This window comes from Metabacillus halosaccharovorans (assembly GCF_002019635.1).
Classification (GTDB): domain Bacteria; phylum Bacillota; class Bacilli; order Bacillales; family Bacillaceae; genus Metabacillus; species Metabacillus halosaccharovorans.
Genome location: NZ_KV917371.1, coordinates 613,601 through 630,413 on the forward strand (window position 1 = coordinate 613,601; position 16,813 = coordinate 630,413).

At 35.9% G+C, this 16,813-nt stretch carries 15 protein-coding genes; 7 read left to right on the plus strand and 8 right to left on the minus strand.

Translation table 11 applies throughout. From position 1 onward, the window contains the following. Positions 1 to 365 precede the first annotated feature (365 nt). The 5 genes from BK577_RS03010 to BK577_RS03030 all read right to left on the minus strand — a co-directional run bounded on the left by BK577_RS03010 (position 366) and on the right by BK577_RS03030 (position 7,537). Complete coding sequence (locus BK577_RS03010) at positions 366 to 1,352, minus strand: ABC transporter permease (RefSeq protein WP_078431554.1); 987 nt, start codon at positions 1,350 to 1,352, stop codon at positions 366 to 368. A 4-nt stretch (positions 1,353 to 1,356) separates the two neighbouring features. Further along, positions 1,357 to 2,907 (minus strand): sugar ABC transporter ATP-binding protein, encoded by a 1,551-nt coding sequence (locus BK577_RS03015; protein WP_078431555.1) that lies wholly within the window; start codon positions 2,905 to 2,907, stop codon positions 1,357 to 1,359. A gap of 79 nt (positions 2,908 to 2,986) precedes the next feature. After that, complete coding sequence (locus tag BK577_RS03020; RefSeq protein ID WP_078431556.1) at positions 2,987 to 3,982, minus strand: ABC transporter substrate-binding protein; 996 nt, start codon at positions 3,980 to 3,982, stop codon at positions 2,987 to 2,989. A gap of 538 nt (positions 3,983 to 4,520) precedes the next feature. Then, positions 4,521 to 5,249, minus strand: coding sequence for an alpha/beta fold hydrolase (locus BK577_RS03025; RefSeq protein ID WP_078431557.1), 729 nt, complete (start codon positions 5,247 to 5,249; stop codon positions 4,521 to 4,523). Between the two features lie 65 nt (positions 5,250 to 5,314). Further along, positions 5,315 to 7,537: an MMPL family transporter gene (locus BK577_RS03030; protein ID WP_078431558.1), complete on the minus strand. Its 2,223-nt coding sequence runs from the start codon at positions 7,535 to 7,537 to the stop codon at positions 5,315 to 5,317. 146 nt (positions 7,538 to 7,683) lie between these two features. Here BK577_RS03030 and BK577_RS03035 point away from each other — a divergent pair, with 146 nt between their 5' ends. Beyond that, a complete protein-coding gene (locus tag BK577_RS03035; RefSeq protein WP_078431559.1) occupies positions 7,684 to 8,292 on the plus strand; it encodes a TetR/AcrR family transcriptional regulator in 609 nt (202 codons plus the stop codon). Positions 8,293 to 8,395: 103 nt separating this feature from the next. On the opposite strand, the gene BK577_RS03040 is transcribed toward BK577_RS03035, so the two are convergent. From BK577_RS03040 to pdxR, 3 genes are all read right to left on the minus strand, one after another. Then, on the minus strand, positions 8,396 to 8,854 hold the full coding sequence (locus tag BK577_RS03040; protein ID WP_078431560.1) for a YfmQ family protein: 459 nt from the start codon (positions 8,852 to 8,854) through the stop codon (positions 8,396 to 8,398). Positions 8,855 to 8,944: 90 nt separating this feature from the next. Further along, positions 8,945 to 9,136 (minus strand): hypothetical protein, encoded by a 192-nt coding sequence (locus BK577_RS03045; protein ID WP_078431561.1) that lies wholly within the window; start codon positions 9,134 to 9,136, stop codon positions 8,945 to 8,947. Positions 9,137 to 9,305: 169 nt separating this feature from the next. After that, entirely contained in the window at positions 9,306 to 10,739 is a 1,434-nt protein-coding gene (gene pdxR, locus BK577_RS03050; protein ID WP_078431562.1) for a MocR-like pyridoxine biosynthesis transcription factor PdxR, read from the minus strand. Between the two features lie 200 nt (positions 10,740 to 10,939). On the opposite strand from pdxR, the gene BK577_RS03055 reads away from it, so the two are divergent. The 6 genes from BK577_RS03055 to BK577_RS03080 all read left to right on the plus strand — a co-directional run bounded on the left by BK577_RS03055 (position 10,940) and on the right by BK577_RS03080 (position 16,780). Next, positions 10,940 to 12,025: a GerAB/ArcD/ProY family transporter gene (locus BK577_RS03055; RefSeq protein ID WP_078431563.1), complete on the plus strand. Its 1,086-nt coding sequence runs from the start codon at positions 10,940 to 10,942 to the stop codon at positions 12,023 to 12,025. Further along, positions 12,022 to 13,452 (plus strand): spore germination protein, encoded by a 1,431-nt coding sequence (locus BK577_RS03060; protein WP_078431564.1) that lies wholly within the window; start codon positions 12,022 to 12,024, stop codon positions 13,450 to 13,452. The genes BK577_RS03055 and BK577_RS03060 overlap by 4 nt, the downstream gene beginning before the upstream one ends. Position 13,453: 1 nt before the next feature. Further along, positions 13,454 to 14,623 carry a Ger(x)C family spore germination protein gene (locus BK577_RS03065; RefSeq protein ID WP_078431565.1) on the plus strand — a complete coding sequence of 390 codons (1,170 nt, stop codon included), beginning with the start codon at positions 13,454 to 13,456 and terminating at the stop codon, positions 14,621 to 14,623. 81 nt (positions 14,624 to 14,704) lie between these two features. Beyond that, positions 14,705 to 15,571, plus strand: a complete 867-nt coding sequence (locus tag BK577_RS03070) for a LysR family transcriptional regulator (protein ID WP_078431566.1) — start codon at positions 14,705 to 14,707, stop codon at positions 15,569 to 15,571. 151 nt (positions 15,572 to 15,722) lie between these two features. Next, a complete protein-coding gene (locus BK577_RS03075; protein ID WP_078431567.1) occupies positions 15,723 to 16,091 on the plus strand; it encodes a CidA/LrgA family protein in 369 nt (122 codons plus the stop codon). Further along, positions 16,088 to 16,780, plus strand: a complete 693-nt coding sequence (locus tag BK577_RS03080; protein WP_078431568.1) for an LrgB family protein — start codon at positions 16,088 to 16,090, stop codon at positions 16,778 to 16,780. The genes BK577_RS03075 and BK577_RS03080 overlap by 4 nt, the downstream gene beginning before the upstream one ends. The last annotated feature ends 33 nt before the right edge of the window (positions 16,781 to 16,813 follow it).

Here is a 16,813-nt window from a genome sequence, read left to right on the forward strand (position 1 = left end):
AAACTATTTTAAATCCCGACATTTTCCCCAGAAAAAGTAATAGTAAAGTAAACAAATGTTTACATTTCAGATTTTACGTTTATTTTCACAACCTGTGTTTTGCCTTTACTTTTGAACTTTGGCGTATACTGTGGAATTAGAAATGCCTTAAGTCTATTTCGGCCAAGAGTAATAGGGAGTTTCCTCCCTCTCTTCAAAACTGTTCATTATTATATCCAACTGGAAAAGCATTAAAATACGAAATATAAAAAGAATCCATTAATAAAAATGGATTCTTTTCCTTTTTGAACCGGCTATTATACTATCGCGCTTGAATAGCTAGTTTAAAAGCTTCAATGAACTATCAAGTGTTTCCTGGATGCGTATTAAGCAGCACTATCTCCACGTAAGCGATCTAGTAATACAGCTGCAATAATAACTCCCCCTTTTACAACTAATTGCCAATAATAATTAACATCCATTAGTGTAAGTCCGTTACTAATCACTCCCATAATTAAAACCCCAATAATAGTTCCTTGAATCTTACCTCTTCCACCTACTAAACTTGTCCCTCCGAGAATAACAGCTGCAATCGCATCAAGCTCATACATTTGTCCAGCAGTCGGCTGACCAGAATATAATCTTCCAGCTAAGACAACCCCACCTAAGCCTGCTAATAATCCGCTAATTGAATAAACATTAATTAAAGATTTTTCTACTTTTATACCTGTTAATCGAGCTGCCTCTTCATTGCCACCAATTGCATAAATATGACGACCAAACATTGTATACTTCAGTATAAAAAACATCACAACATAAACTAAAAGCATAATATAGATTGGAGTTGGGATACCTATAATTGAGCCTCCTCCAATAAACTTAAACGTCTCATTTTCCAAAACAATTGGGTATCCACCACTAATAACATAAGCCAGACCACGTACATATGTGAAACTTCCAAGTGTTACAATGAAAGCTGGCAGTTTTGTCTTAGCTGTAAAAAATCCATTAATTAATCCTACTGCATAACCTACTGCTGCTCCCGATAACATGGCAATATAAGGGTTAACACCTGCAGAGGAAACCATAACTGAAATAACTCCAGATAAAGCCACTGTCGACCCTACCGATAAGTCAATACCGCCTGTTAAAATAACAATTGTCATCCCAGCAGCTAAAATAGCGATAATAGATACTTGTTTTAATACATTTAATAGATTTGCAGTATCTAAAAAGTTTGGAGCTGTGAAAGAAAGCACGATACATAATAATAATAAAATCATAATCATTCCTAAACGATTCCATAATGCATGAATAATATTCCCTATGTTTAGACCTTGAGATTGATTAGCTGTTTGAACATTTGCTTTCATTTTGTTACTCCCCTTTTGTAGCAAAGTACATGATTTTTTCTTGTGTAGCTTCTTTTCTTGATAGTTCACCAGTTAATCTTCCTTCACTCATCACAAGAATTCTATCACTTATTCCTAGCACCTCTGGTAATTCTGAAGAAATCATTAAAACGGCTAAACCTTCGTCAGCTAACTTAGAAATAATCTTATGAATCTCTGTCTTAGCACCAATATCAACTCCTCTAGTTGGTTCATCTAGTAGGAGTACTTTTGGTGAAATAGACAGCCACCGTGCAATTACTGCTTTTTGCTGATTTCCTCCACTCAGATTGGAAACAGGCTGTTCAGGAGAAGCAATTTTAATACTTAATTCCTTGATATAACGATCTGCAGTAGCATTAACGTCTTTCCAACGAACTACTCCAGATTTTGAGTGCTTCTTAAGTTCTGCCATTAAGATATTCTCTTTTACAGACATAGATAAAAATAACCCTTGTTCTTTTCTACTTTCTGGTACATGTGCAATACCATTGGATATTGCATCAATTGGTGAGTTGATTTTCACTAATTTATCATCTACATAGATTTCTCCGCTTGTTAGATTGGATGCACCGAATATGGCCCTCACTAATTCTGTTCTTCCTGCACCTACAAGTCCTGCAAGACCAACAATTTCACCTGGGTAAACCTTAAATGACACATTTTTAACTACCTTTTTATCAGATATATTTCTGAGTTCTAATACGGGTATATCCTTCTTTCGATAAGGATTAAATGCCTTGGTACGATTAAATAAATCTTTAAGGTCACGTCCAACCATAAGTTTGACAAGATGATCTGGATCAGTTTCTTCTATAGGACCACTCGCGATCCATTCACCATCTCGTAATACTGTATATCGGTTTGATATCTTAAAAATTTCTTCCATTCTGTGAGAGATATAGACAATGGCTACCCCTTGTTTTTTTAAATCATGAATAATGTCAAATAGTTTTATAATTTCTTTAACTGTTAATGAAGCTGTCGGTTCATCCATAATAAGAACCTCTGCCTTAAAGGATAGGGCACGAGCAATTTCAACCATCTGTTGCTGGGCAACACTAAGAGTTGATACTAATTGGCGTGGGTTAAGACTGGATCCCATTGAATCCAGAACCCTTTGAGCACGTTCATGAACTTCATCCCACTTTACCATTCCTAAACTATTTCTAGGAAACTTTGTACCCATTAAAATATTTTCACTGATCGTTAGGTTCGGAGAAAGATTTAATTCCTGATGAATGACACTTATTCCTTTATTTCTCGCATCGATAGGATCCTTCCACAAGACAGGTTGGCCTTTATAATAGATTTCCCCTCCATTTTGATCCGGTTGATGAATCCCTGCTAAAATCTTCATGAATGTAGATTTTCCGGCACCATTCTCTCCCATTAGTGCATGGACTTCGCCTGGATATAACTCAATTTTCACATTCTTTAATACAGTGACTCTTGAGAAGGTTTTACTTATTCCCTGCATATTCAAAACAGGGTGTTTTAGGTTAGATCGCTGCTTTACTTCTTCTTTGACAACCATAGCTTATATCATCCCTTCTATATTTGAAGAAGACTGATGAAGGAATAAAATCCTTATCAGCCTATATAAGTTTGGAGGTTTACCATCCTTTGTAAGAATCTAAAGTCTCTTGAGTTACTAGCTCAACTGGAACTTTGATTAAATCTTCTACTTCTTCTCCATTTTTCACTTTCATACCAATTTCTGCTGCTTTTTTCACCATTTCACTAGGTGATTGTGCTGAGGTTGCATAAATAGAACTGTCTTCTTTTGCCATTGCTTCTGTTGCTTCAGGGGCTCCATCTACACCTACAATGAAGAATTCATCCTTGCGTCCTGCTTGTTCTTGAGCAATTTCTACCCCGATTGCTTCTGGATCGTTAATAGCAAATACGGCATTAATTGTTCCAGATGGATTAGCTTGTAAGATGCCCTCCATAACCGTTAATGCTTTTTCACGACTTCCTTCACCATTTTGTTTTGCTACCACTTTAATATCAGATCCTTTGATTGCGTCCTCAAATCCCTTAATACGGTCTGCTACAGCAGAAACAGGAGGTCCATCGATAATAGCAATATTGCCCTTTCCACCTAATTGTTCGATTACATACTCACCAGCTAGTTGACCTGCCTGATAGTTATCTGAAGTAACGGTTGCATCCACACCTCCATCTGCATTTACATCAACTGCAATAACAGGAATTCCCGCTTCTTTTGCCTGCAGAACAGCTGCAGCTATACCTTTTGTATCAACGGCATTAAGTAAAATGACATCTACCTTTTGGGTAATAAAGTTTTCGATTTGTGATGTTTGCTTCGCCAAGTCATATTCTGCACTTTCAACAATAACTTCTGCTCCCAACTCTTTCCCTGCTTCCTCTGCACCTTTTCCCATCGCAACAAAGAAAGGATTTGCAAGTGTACCCACTGATAAAGCTATAGTTAGTTTTTCATCCTCTTTAGATTCACTACTATCACTAGAACCACTGTTTGAGCTACCGCTGCTTGTTGATTTACTTGCTCCACTACATGCTGTCATCAAAGCTAGTATTAACATCAAAACAAATACCATGAATCTCTTTGAATTACTTTTCATTATGATCCCCCTAAAACAATTTGGTTTTTTCCAAGCACAAATTAACCACTTGTAAGATTCACCAGCCGTGAAAACGCTAACATATTTGTATTTATATCACCACCTTAAAGATAGATTTCTATTAAATTATCAGTCTCAAAAAGTTAGTGGTAACGCTGTCATTTCAGATAAATAAAAATGCTGATGAAATACACTGATCATTAGTGGGAGTTTTTTTAAATTAAATATGATTATTATTGATCACTTTTGATTGATTTTGATTATATTATGTTGGGTTTATTTTGTCAATTAAACCAAAATTTGTAATTTATTATTTTAATAATCTTAAAATTTATCTAATATCTTGGAAAAATCTTAATTTATTAACATTAATAAGTATTGTTTTCTATAAGCATGTTATATCAGCACACTAATCAAAAAAATCACAAAAAATTTTTTTGAAAAAGTTCACCTCATCTTTTGATGTAAGTTACGTTTAAATTCATTAGTATGATGCTAAAAAACCCCATTTTTCAATGGGGTTGGATGCTGGCTGCTATTATTTAATTTCTTTTATCCATTCAGAAGTAACACTCACCATTTCATCTTGTTGTATCTTGATAGATATACCTGCCTCATTGTCTCCTTTCTGTTTACCGTAAACACCGAATTGAGCATGATTGCCACCTTTTATTTCATGCACTGTAGCATTTTTGGACAAAAACTTCTTAGTTTCGTTAATTTTTTCTACTGTGGTTAGGCCGTCCATTTCTGCATAGATTGATAGCATCGGAGTCTTCATTTTTGAGAAATCATTCACTTCACTAGGATAGGAACCTAATAGAAAAACTCCATCTACTTTTTTAGGATGATCATAAGCAAATTTCGCCGCTGCAACTCCTCCTAATGAATGTCCACCTATTATCCACTTTTCAACTGATGGGTAGTTCTCTATTATCTTAGTAGCTTTGTTGGAATCAAATAGTGCAAAATTAAAATGAACTTTAGGTATGGCAACCAAATACCCTTTGTTTGCTAACTGTTTTCCATAGTAGCTGTATGCTTCAGGCTCTACTTTTGCACCAGGGTATAACACAATCCCTAATTTACTTGAGTGCTGATTGAAAATGATCCAATCTTCCTCATATTGAATTTCACTTTTATCTAATAGTGTATCAAGCTCTGAAGAGGGTTTATAGGTTAGTTGTGACCATGTGAAAAAACCAAGAAATAACACGACCAGTAATAAAAAAAAGCTGAGTAGAATGTATTTCAATTTTCTATTCATCCGTGGATTCACTTCCTTTATGAAATGATAAAGGATGTGCAAAAATTCAGGCATATCCTTTTTGTTTAATTCTCTTTTTCTTGTACCCTTTTCAATTTACCTGGCCAAAAAGCAAATTTTCCTAACACGGTCGTAATCGCAGGTACAAGGAATGGACGAACAATAAATGTATCTAAAAGAACACCTAACGCAGTGATAATTCCAAACTGCACTAGAACTTGAATTGGTAATGTTGCTAAAACCGCGAAGGTAGCCGCTAGAATGATACCAGCCGAAGTGATAACACCACTTGTTTCACTTACCCCTTCTTTAATCGCTTGTTTCAACGGCATATACTTTCTTTTCTTCCAAATGCTTGAGATCATGAAGATATTATAATCTTCTCCAAGAGCTACTAGAAAAACAAACGCATATAAAGGAATGGCTCCTTGTATAGCATCCACACCCATTACATTGTGGATAATAAACCATCCTAACCCTAAAGCTGCACTATAAGATAAAACAACTGTTCCAACCAAATACAGCATGGCTACAATGGAACGTAAGTAAGCTAAGAGCAGAATCGATATGAAGACAATAATTAATGGAACAATAAGATCAGTGTCTTCATTACTGGTGATCATGGTGTCATATTGTGTTGCCGTTTGACCTCCGATCCATACTTTTGACTCTGCAGAAGAAATATCTGATTGTGTTAATGCCTGTTCCGCTGCATCTCTGAACTCCGGAATAGCTTCCATCGCCTCTGCGCTATATGGATTCACATTAAACGTAACATCATATACCTTTAAATTTTCATGATCAACACCATTTTGCGGAGCTGATACTGTATCAACAAGATTATGTTTCTGTAACTCTTTTACTACGTCTACTTCTTTTCCTTCCGTATCAATAACGACTTGAACCGGCGCTAATTCACCAGGGGAATAAGCATCAGAAATAACCTGAAAACCTTCCCTTGATGGCATATCTTCAGGGAAAGAAGATAATAAATCATAGGTATACTTGATTTGACTGGAATACATGGAGAAAGCCCCAAAGAAAACGAGACAAGCAATAATAATTATCCACGGTTTCGTTGTAACAATCGTTCCAACCCAATTTCCAAAACGACTTTTTTCTTTACGTATACGTACCGGCTTCCCTTTCTTTTTAGCCATCTCTTCCTCCATTTCAGGAGTACGGGGAATGAACGGATAAAAAGAAGCTCTTCCCATAACAGATAATAAAGCCGGAATAAGCGTTAAACTTGCTATTCCCATAACAAAAATAGATAAGCTAAATGGGATCGCAAAACGATGGTAAGCTCCATATTTCGCTACGATTAAAACAAGCAGAGCAATCACAACAGTCAACCCGCTCATCGCGATTGCACCTGAAGCTTCTTTAAATGCGTGAATAAGTGCTTTTCTTTTATCTTTTACTTTTCGAAGTTCATCGCGGTATTGAGAAATTAAAAACAAGCAGTAATCTGTTCCAGCTCCAAATAATAATACGGTCATAATGGCTATAGCTTGCGAGTCAACCGTAATCCACCCTTTATCCGCTAAAAGACCCAGAATCGGACTAAGAACCATATAGGCAAAACCTACACCAATTAAAGGAATAATCGCTAAAATTGGGGAACGGTAAATGACAAGAAGGAGAATTAATACTAATAAAACTGTTGCAATTAGTAATGTTACATCTGCTCCTTCAAAAAGGCTTGTAGCATCTACTTGTATCCCTACTGGACCTGTCACTCGAGTGCTTAATTTATCTGGATCATCGATATCTGTAGCAAAAGAATCGTAAGAAACCTTCTCTTCTACTTGCTCTTTGATCTTCTCTAAATTTTTTTCCAAGACACCAGTCTCAATGTTTTCTTCAAAGAAGATTGGTTGTACGAGTGTGGTGCCATCTTCAGAAATCATCTCTTGCAAGGCAGGTATTGGCATTTTATGCAAAGGCGGTGTAGATGATTGTCCTTCTAACGGTTTATTAGATAAATCCTCTGACAATTCTTGGACAGCTTTTAAATTTTCTTCGTTTAAACCTGCTTCATTATGCCATGTAAGCAACGCCGGCACTCCTGAAGAATTAGGGAATTCTTCTTTAATTAGATTTTCTGCCTCTACAGAAGGTGAATCTTCACTTAAGTTCGGGGCATTATTAACCTCAGTTTCGCTAACAGGCGGCCAGGCAATGGTTAATACCACAGTTACTATAATCCAGGCGGCAATAACAATCCAGCGACTTACTTTCCCTGTCATATACTGGCTGAATGTTGTTAAAGGCGATTTCTTCACATAAACTCCCTCATTTCAATGTTTGTTTGTTTTTATAATTTACATTAAAATTAATATAGAACTAAGGATAATTATATATACCGGAAGGTTAATTAATCAACTAGATTAATTGTGGCAATTTCTTGAACTAAGGAGGAACATCATGCATGACGAATAAGAGAACACCTGGCAGACCAAAAGTTAAAACTGAAATGAATATAACTAGGGAGCGAATTTCTACAACAGCCGCTCACCTATTTTTGACATATGGATACGAGAGTGTTTCAATGCAACAAGTTGCTGAAGCCAGCAATGTAACAAAAGCAAGTGTTTATTACTACTTTAAAGACAAAGCAACACTATTCACTAAAGCTGTGTCAAGCATGTTTCAGCGTATTACAGAACGTGTCGAGGAACTATTACAAAGTACAAAAGGATTAGAGAGCAGATTATATGAAGTTACGTTAGAACATCTAAAGAGACCTCATATTGATTTTGAAACATTATTACAGGAAGCTGGTTCTTCCCTCTCAAAAGATCATATCCGTGAAATTCGCGAATCAGAACAAGACATCCATAAAGCATTGGAAAATATATTTAAACAAGCAATGGAAAATGGAGAGATCGTTACAACAAGCCCATTGTTGCTTGCACATGCGTTTTCTACCGTAACAATGATTCGAAATAAAACTGAATTAATAACCGAATTAGGAGGATATGAAAAAACAGCTCGATCTTTAGTAGATCTTTTTTGGACAGGAATAGCACCTAAATAAAGCAGTGAAGGCTCCATCCCTTTTCTACAAAAGGATTGGAGCCTTCAACTTTTATGTTCTGAGACGAATTTAGCCTCTCGTCTTCTCAACGACAGATTCTTCATTATGAAAGTACTGCCTTATTCAAATAACGGATCTCAGGTGATAAGGTTTGTAGATCGTCTGATCTTAAACTGTAAGAAACTACTTTACTTTTAAACTGTTTAACTACATCAATATGATCTTCATAACAGAAAACATATAATATAATCGTTTTTTTCCCTCTTTCCATATTGACAACAATCGGAGATACATCTGTCTCTGGACTCAAGAATAACTGTTCGTTTCCAGGAAATATATAATATTTTTTCAAAAATGTGGCTTCATTAAAATAATCGGTAAATTTCATTTTCTCTTCAGATTCCAAATGTTTACCGTTATATGTCACTTTGACCTCTTTTGAATTTAACTTTGGATGTAGGGCAAACTTACTTAAAATCCAATCTACTAGATCAGATGGCATACAAGTTAACACAATTTTAATTGCAGCTAGTAAAAATGAAACAATAAAAGCAGATATCATCTACTTTTCAACTCCTTATAATGAAAACATCCATTTTTTTCAATTTTAACATCAGCTCATTCCTTATTAATTGCAAGCTGATTTAACATCCTATTTTATAAAAATATACGCACCAATAACTAAGATAGAAAGAAAAATCACAACAGCATAAATAGCTGTTAATCTACCAATATTACTTTTTGTATTTTTCCCATAACTAACCTCTGTATCTTTTGCTGCAAAGATTGTTCCAACTAATGCCAGTATGGCTAAAACAATAATTAGAATGACTGCAAATGCCATTTATATATCTCCTCTTAGAATGGATTAAGAATAGTGATCGTTCTTTTTATATAGTAACTTATGAAAGTTATAAGTTAACCATCCAATTTGCAACTATTTAACCCATCCAATTCATAAGGAAACGATTTTCCCAGGGGGCATAAAGATCGGATACGAAGCGTTTAATAACTTAATGAATGTTCTTAAACGCTTCAGCAAACCGCGAAATACCCTCTCGAATTGAGTGTTTGTTCTCTCGTCCAAACGTAAAGCGAACATAGCCTTTTTCCGTTCCGAAAATACTTCCCGGGATAAAGGCTACCCCCTTTTTCACTGATTCTTCGAGTAATTTATATTCATTAAGAGAATCATTTAATTTGCACCACATATGGATTCCTCCCTTAGGGATGAGAAACTCCATTTTGTTACCTAATAATGTTGTTAGACTATTTGTTAATTCATCTCTTTGATGTTTTAACTCTTTTCGGAGCATCGTAATGTGGGAAGTGAATTCTGTTGATCCTAAAAACTCGTTGGCTACCCATTGCGGAAAAACACTATGACCAAAGTCAACCTGTTGTTTCGCATCAGCCAGACGTTGAATAACTTTTGAGGGACCAATAATCCAGCCAATTCGTAAACCTGATGCAACAATTTTAGATAATGAACTTATATATAAAACATTTCCGTTAAGATCCATTGATTTCAAGGTAGGATTCACACTACCGTCAAAAGACGTTAAACTGTAGGGATCATCTTCAATGATTGGAATGCCAAATTCCGCAGACAGCTCTAACACACGCTTTCGACGTTCCAAAGATAGAATTGTCCCTGTTGGATTGTGATGGTCAGGATTTAAAAAGACCATTCGAATTCTATGCTTTTTATGTAAAGATACAAGATCTTCGGGATTCATCCCATTCTCATCAACAGGTAACAAAAAGGTCCTCAGTCCGGCAGATTGAAAGATCGGAAGAGAGAAGCAATATGACGGATTCTCTATAGCAACAGCATCTCCCGGCTTGAGAAGACATTGAACAATCAGATGCAGAGCCTGCTGGGCACCCGATGTAATGAGGATAGAAGAAGAACTAGTATCAATATTTTTATATTCTCTTACATGTGTGGAAATGGTCTCCCTTAAATCAGCATTTCCTTGAGGATGATCATAACCAAGATAGCCTGTGAAGGTACGGTCAGACAAAATCTTTTGAAATTGTTCAGTAGGAAATAACTGAGCTGTTAACTCACCGCTAGCCAAATTTATCAAATCATTCTTTTCTGTCTCCATCCGAATTCGTTGTACTAAAGGAAGATTCGGCACAAAGGAACCATCTTCTACATATCTGCCCCAATTCGGAATACGTTTGTGTGATAACCCCCAAATGTCTGTACTAACTCGGGTTCCGCTTCCTTTCTTTCTGCTCACAATTCCAAGTGACTGTAACTCTTCATATGCAGCGACTACTGTGCTGCGATTCACTTGTAATTCCTTTGCAAGAGTCCGTTCCGAAGGCAACATACTGTCTGGCAGAAAAATCCCTGCTGAAATCCCTTGTTCAATATAGCTGGCAATTTGTTTATAAATAGGCATTTTATCGGCCCGGTTCGGTTTCCATTCCATTTCATCAAAACCCTTTCCGTTGTCTTCATTATCGATAATTATAGAGAATTTGATTATGACAGTAAAATTTTAAAACGTTAATAAGCAATGACAATTTAGTTTCGTTGACGTGCTTAATAGACTTATGTTGGTAAAGAAAATACATAATTTAGAAAAACAATCAAAAGCTAACAACAAAGTCATTATCCGGTGGTGTGTCCATGCTTTTTTCAAGAACTCAATTATTTTTTGTCCTTATCCTTTTTATAGGAATTTCCAATCATGTGCTTCTCATGCCTCACTTGCTAGCAACAGGAAAACGTGATGCATGGGTATGTGTTTTGGTTTCTTATACCATCTTATTGTTTTGGGGATATATCCTCTATCTGATTATGAAGAAGAATCATCAGCGCTTATGTCTATATGACTGGATAAAAGCACGTACCGGAGGTTTGATTTCTCGTCTTTTGATCAGCATTTTTTCGTTTTATATTTTCGCCATTAGTGCGATTTCATTTTATGATTTAATTCAATCCATAAATATATATTTTCTGCCTCGAACACCATCCTTTGTGGTGATGCTGCCTTTTCTGCTAATCAGCGCTTGGTCGGCCTATAGTGGTTTAAAATCAATTGTCTATGTTTCAGCTGTTCTATTGCCATTTGTTTGGATGCTTGGGATATTTGTCTCTGTGTTTACTATGAAAGAAAAGGATTACTCCTATCTTTTCCCAGTCCTAGTTGATGGCTATCACCCTATTTTAAAAGGGACTATCATTATTCTTGGCGGGAGTGCAGATTTGCTTGTCCTTTTACTCCTTCAACACCATTCAAAAAAGAAATTTACATTATTGAACCTTTTCGTTCTCATTACCATTTTAGCCGGGTTAATTATAGGTCCTACTATGGGTTCTTTGTCTTCTTTTGGACCAGCTGTTGCATCTAATATGCGGTTTCCAGCTTTTGAACAATGGAGACTTATTACCTTGGGAGAATATATCTCACATGTTGACTTTTTGGCGGTATTCCAATTATTAAGCGGCGAGATTATTCGGATTTCATTAGGCCTCTATCTGCTTTGGGATATGGTTAAAGGATTTTCAAAGGTGTCTAAGAAAAAGCATGTGTTTGCTGTCTCACCACTGCTTTTAGGTTTATTCACGATCATTCCGCTAAGTGATATTTGGGTCCAAACAATCATTGGGAAATATTTTTATCCAGCTGTTTTCATAGGTGCTATGTTATTCTCATTTGCGTTACTGATTATTGGCTACCTGCCAATGAAGAAAGGAATTCAGAACATATGAGCATGAAACAATTGGAGCATTTTTTAACAAAAGGAACGTTGACTAGCCATGAGGTAGAAAAATTTTTCCTTCCATATGGAGATATTACCTTTATTCAAAATGGTAATGATGAGACTCTGCAAGTTTTTTATTGCAAAGGAATGATAGATTCAACACAGCTAAATGAGTATTATAATCAGATTATTATGTACCTTGTTAAGGGAGAAACGCGCAATCATACTGAAATACTTCCACCATTCCAGCATGTTGAAAAAATGAATAAAACAGTGAATCTTTTGTTTTCAGGATCTCTTATTGTGTTTCGAGAAGGAACTCCCTTTTTCTATGCATTTGATCTAAGCAAAATACCACAACGAAGCCCACAGGAATCAAGTACAGAGGTTTCAATTAAAGGACCAAAGGATAGTTTTACTGAGGAAATGAATGTAAACATTTCCTTGATTCGAAAACGAATGAAGTCTGAGCATCTTTATTGTGAAAGCTACACCTTAGGTTCGATGAGTCAAACAGAAGTGTCTCTTCTTTATATGAATAATAAAGCCAATCAAACGATCATTCAGGAAATAAGTAAGCGTCTTAAGACATTTCAAGGTGAAAGTGTTGTTAGCAGTGGTCAATTGGAGCAATGGCTATCAGATCGATCCTTTTCTCTATTTCCGTTACTAGATTATGTAACACGCCCGGATTTTGCCATTGAAAGCATGATGCGCGGAAGGTTTATTTTAATCGTTAATGGATCTCCTTCGGTATTGATAGGACCGATTAATATTTTCGAGTTAATTAAATCACCTGAGGATGTCCACTTTCCATTCTATCTTGTTATATTTGGTCGTTTTATTCGGATTATTGGTTTGGCTATAGCTATTTTTCTCCCGGGGTTCTGGGTTTCTCTATCAGCTGTAAATATTGATCAAATCCCTTTTGCCCTTTTGGCTACTGTTGTGGTCTCACGGGAAGGTTTGCCTTTACCAATTGGAGTTGAATCTATATTTATTCTTGCATTGTTTGAGTTGTTAAGAGAAGCGGGAGTTCGTATGCCAACTGTTCTTGGACAAACCATCTCTATTGTCGGAGGTATCATTATCGGAGATGCGGCGATTCGAGCTGGGCTTGCTTCCCCAACGATGATCGTTATCATTGCGTTAACAGCCGTTGCAAGTTATACACTTGTCAATCAATCATTGGTTGGAACTGTAAGTATTCTTCGTCTTTATACCTTGCTGTTAGCCATTTTTTTAGGAGTATACGGGGTTATTATAGGATTTTTAAGTGTACTTATTTACCTTTCTAATTTGGACTCCTTTAAAGTTGCTTATCTTGAACCAATTGCCTCGTTAACATTCAAAGAATACTTATCAGCCTTATTTACAAACCCTTTTGATCGAAAAAAATTCGGCATTTCATTTATTCAGAAGAGGAGAAAGTAGTATGAAGCAAAATCCTATTATGGTTTTCCACGCTATTCTTTTTCTTTGTTGCTTCTTTATGACCGCTTGTGAAAATGATATCAGTGAAATCGAAAAACAAAACTTCGCAACAGCTATTGGTGTGGATTATCGAGATGGGGAATATTATGTTTATATTCAGTCGATAGGGTTGAGTTCTGTTGCTAAAAGTGAAGGTGGTGAAAAAGCTCCACCTGAAGTGTATGTTTCCGAGACGAGGGGAAAAACATTTATTGATGGGTTCTTTAAAGCATATCAGACATCACAGGAACGATTTGTATGGGCAAATGTATCTGCCATTGTGTTGAGCGAAAATGTTCTGCAAAAAGGACTGGGTAGTGTTTTTGATGGTTTGACGCGTTATTATGAGTTCCGACCAACTCCGTGGATTTTTGGAACAAAGGATTCAATTGTTGATATTCTTTCAACTACAGGATTTTATAATCAAAACTCATTGGATACAATCCTCCATAATCCCAAAAGTTCCTATGAACAAAGTTCAACCATCATGCCTATAAAATTAAACCAATTTGCACGTGAGTTTTTTGAACCTGCTCACACCACTTATATTCCCTCGCTTACGATTGTAACCACACAGTGGAAGAAAAATGGAATGGAAGAGCCGAAATTAGCAATAGATGGAGCATTTTTTCTAAAAAATCATAAGTATAAGAGCTATTTTCCGTATGAGAAAATTAAAGGAATGCGTTGGCTGAATTCAGATTCCATACGAGCTTCTATATTATTACCAAATGAAAATAAATCTGAATTTCTTGCGGTGCTTGAGGACCAGATGGTTAAAATCCAACCAGAGAAGAAAAACGGAAACTTTCGCTTTACCATTCTCTACTACGCAAATGGAATAATAAGTAATCGCATGAAAAACAACACAATTAATGTGAATGCTATGGAAGAGTTCGTAAAAAAAGGGATTGCTTCAGAAGTAAGACAATTATACGAATTAGGCTTAGAACATCATATCGATTTTCTAAATTTGGAGCATCTGCTTTATAGAAAGTATCATTCCGATTGGAAAAAGTTAAAAGATCAAGATACTCTGCTTCGGGAAGACAGCATAAAATCAATTGAATCACATATTACTTTGGAGCACTCCGGGTCATTTAAAAATAGAAAAATAAAGATCAAGGAGTGATAATATATAGTAAGGTGCTTAATGGTCAATCTTTCACAATCATGATAGGAACATTTATACTATAGTTGGAGGTGTGTTCCGTTGGAGTTAAAACAATTACAATATTTTTTAGAAGCTGCAAAATATAAAAATTTTACGAAGGCATCTGAAGTCCTTCATATTTCACAACCGGCTTTAAGCAAGATGATTAAAAGTCTTGAAGATGAATTGGATATGACATTAATGGTTCGGTCCAATAAAACAAGCGAAATAACAGATGCCGGTTTTATCGTTATGCAATATGCTCAGAAAATTTTTTCGCAAATTGGTGAAATGACGACGATTTTGAATGATTTAACAGAATTACAACGAGGTACTATTAGGGTAGGAATTCCGCCGATTATTGGCAGTTTATATTTTCCAAGTGTCATGGCTGAGTTTCATAAGCAGTATCCGAATATCTCCATTAACATTACCGAATATGGCGGTGCAAAGGTTGTGAAATCTGTAGTGGAAGGTGAAATTGAATTAGGCGTTGCTGTTTTACCTGTTGACGAAGAGATGTTTAATATTTATCCGATTGTGGAAGATCAGATGAAGTTATTACTACATCATCAGCACCCATTAGCAGATCGTGACCTTATTCACCTAAAGGAACTGAAGGATGAAGAGTTTATTTTTTACCACGAGGATTTTGCCCTTCATGATATTATGTGGAACAATTTTATTAGAGAAGGATTTCAGCCAAAAATTTTATTTAAAACCTCGCAATGGGATTTAATGTCTGAAATGGTTGGGGCCGATTTAGGCGTAACCATCTTACCTGAATCGATTTGTAACCGTGTAGAAAATAAACATGTGAATATCATTGATATTGAACCCTTTACACCATGGAACTTAGCTGTCATAACAAAAAAGGATAAGTATCTCTCATTTGCTGCGAAACGGTTAATTGAATTTTTCCTTTAATTTCATTATAACTTTTAGTTATCACTTTCATAGTTATTATGTATTTTACGAATGGTAAAAAGCGTAGTACCATGTTCCATAGACTAGGATTTAAACCGGTCTAAAGAGGGGCTTGGTTTGCTCCTTCCTACACAAGGGAGGGTTATCATAAATGAAACTATTAACGATTTTTATGCAAATATTATTTATCTCTTTATTCTTTTTTCTAGGTGCAGGGATAAAAGAAATCATTTCAATTCCTCTTCCTGCTTCAATGATTGGGTTAGCATGTTTATTACTTGCTTTATTTACAGGTGTCGTGAAGTTGAAATGGATTGAAAAAGGCGGCAATTGGCTATTGGCAGAACTATTGCTTTTCTTCATTCCCTCCGCAGTCGGAATTGTCAATTATAATGAAATCATTAGCTGGCAAGGGATTGAATTGGTGTTAATTATTGCTGCCAGTACATTTATTGTCATGGCCGTAACAGCCTTTACCGCAGACTTTATTCAGAAAAGACAAAGTAGTGCTGCCAAATGAAAATTATTCTATTGACAGTGTTAACGATCATTATTTATAAGCTAATAAAGCTAACGAATAAAAAGTGGACGTTAGCTTTTTTACATCCTTTATTACTTTGTCCTATTGTCATTATTTTGTTGATTCAAGTGCTCGGTATTTCGGCTGATACGTATATGGATTCTGCAAAAGTGCTAACAGATTTACTAGGACCCGCAACAGTTGCATTTGCGATTCCAATTTACAAGCATTTTCATTTAGTTAAAAAATATATGGGTACAATTATTGTCAGTATTACAATCGGGACATTAGTTGCTATTTCCTCTACTTTTATTTTATCGATTGTTTTGCATTTAAATACAAATTTCCTAATTAGTATTTTGCCAAGGTCGATTACCACCCCGATTGCCATCGAAGTATCAAAGGAAATTGGCGGGACCCCTACATTAACAACAATCTTTGTGATTATTACAGGAATAAGCGGAGGAATTATTGGTCCCTTTACACTGAAATGGTTGGCCATTAAATCACCGATTGCAAAAGGATTATCACTTGGTATGAGTGCACATGGTGTCGGTACTTCTAAAGCAATGGAATATGGTGAACAAGAGGCTACTTTCTCCTCCCTGGCGATGATTTTCGCAGCGATTTTGACGATGGGATGGGGAAGCTTTCTCATTCCACTGTTAATGGATATGGCACATATTTAACTTGAAAAGCCAAAACTGTGGTGAATATAAATA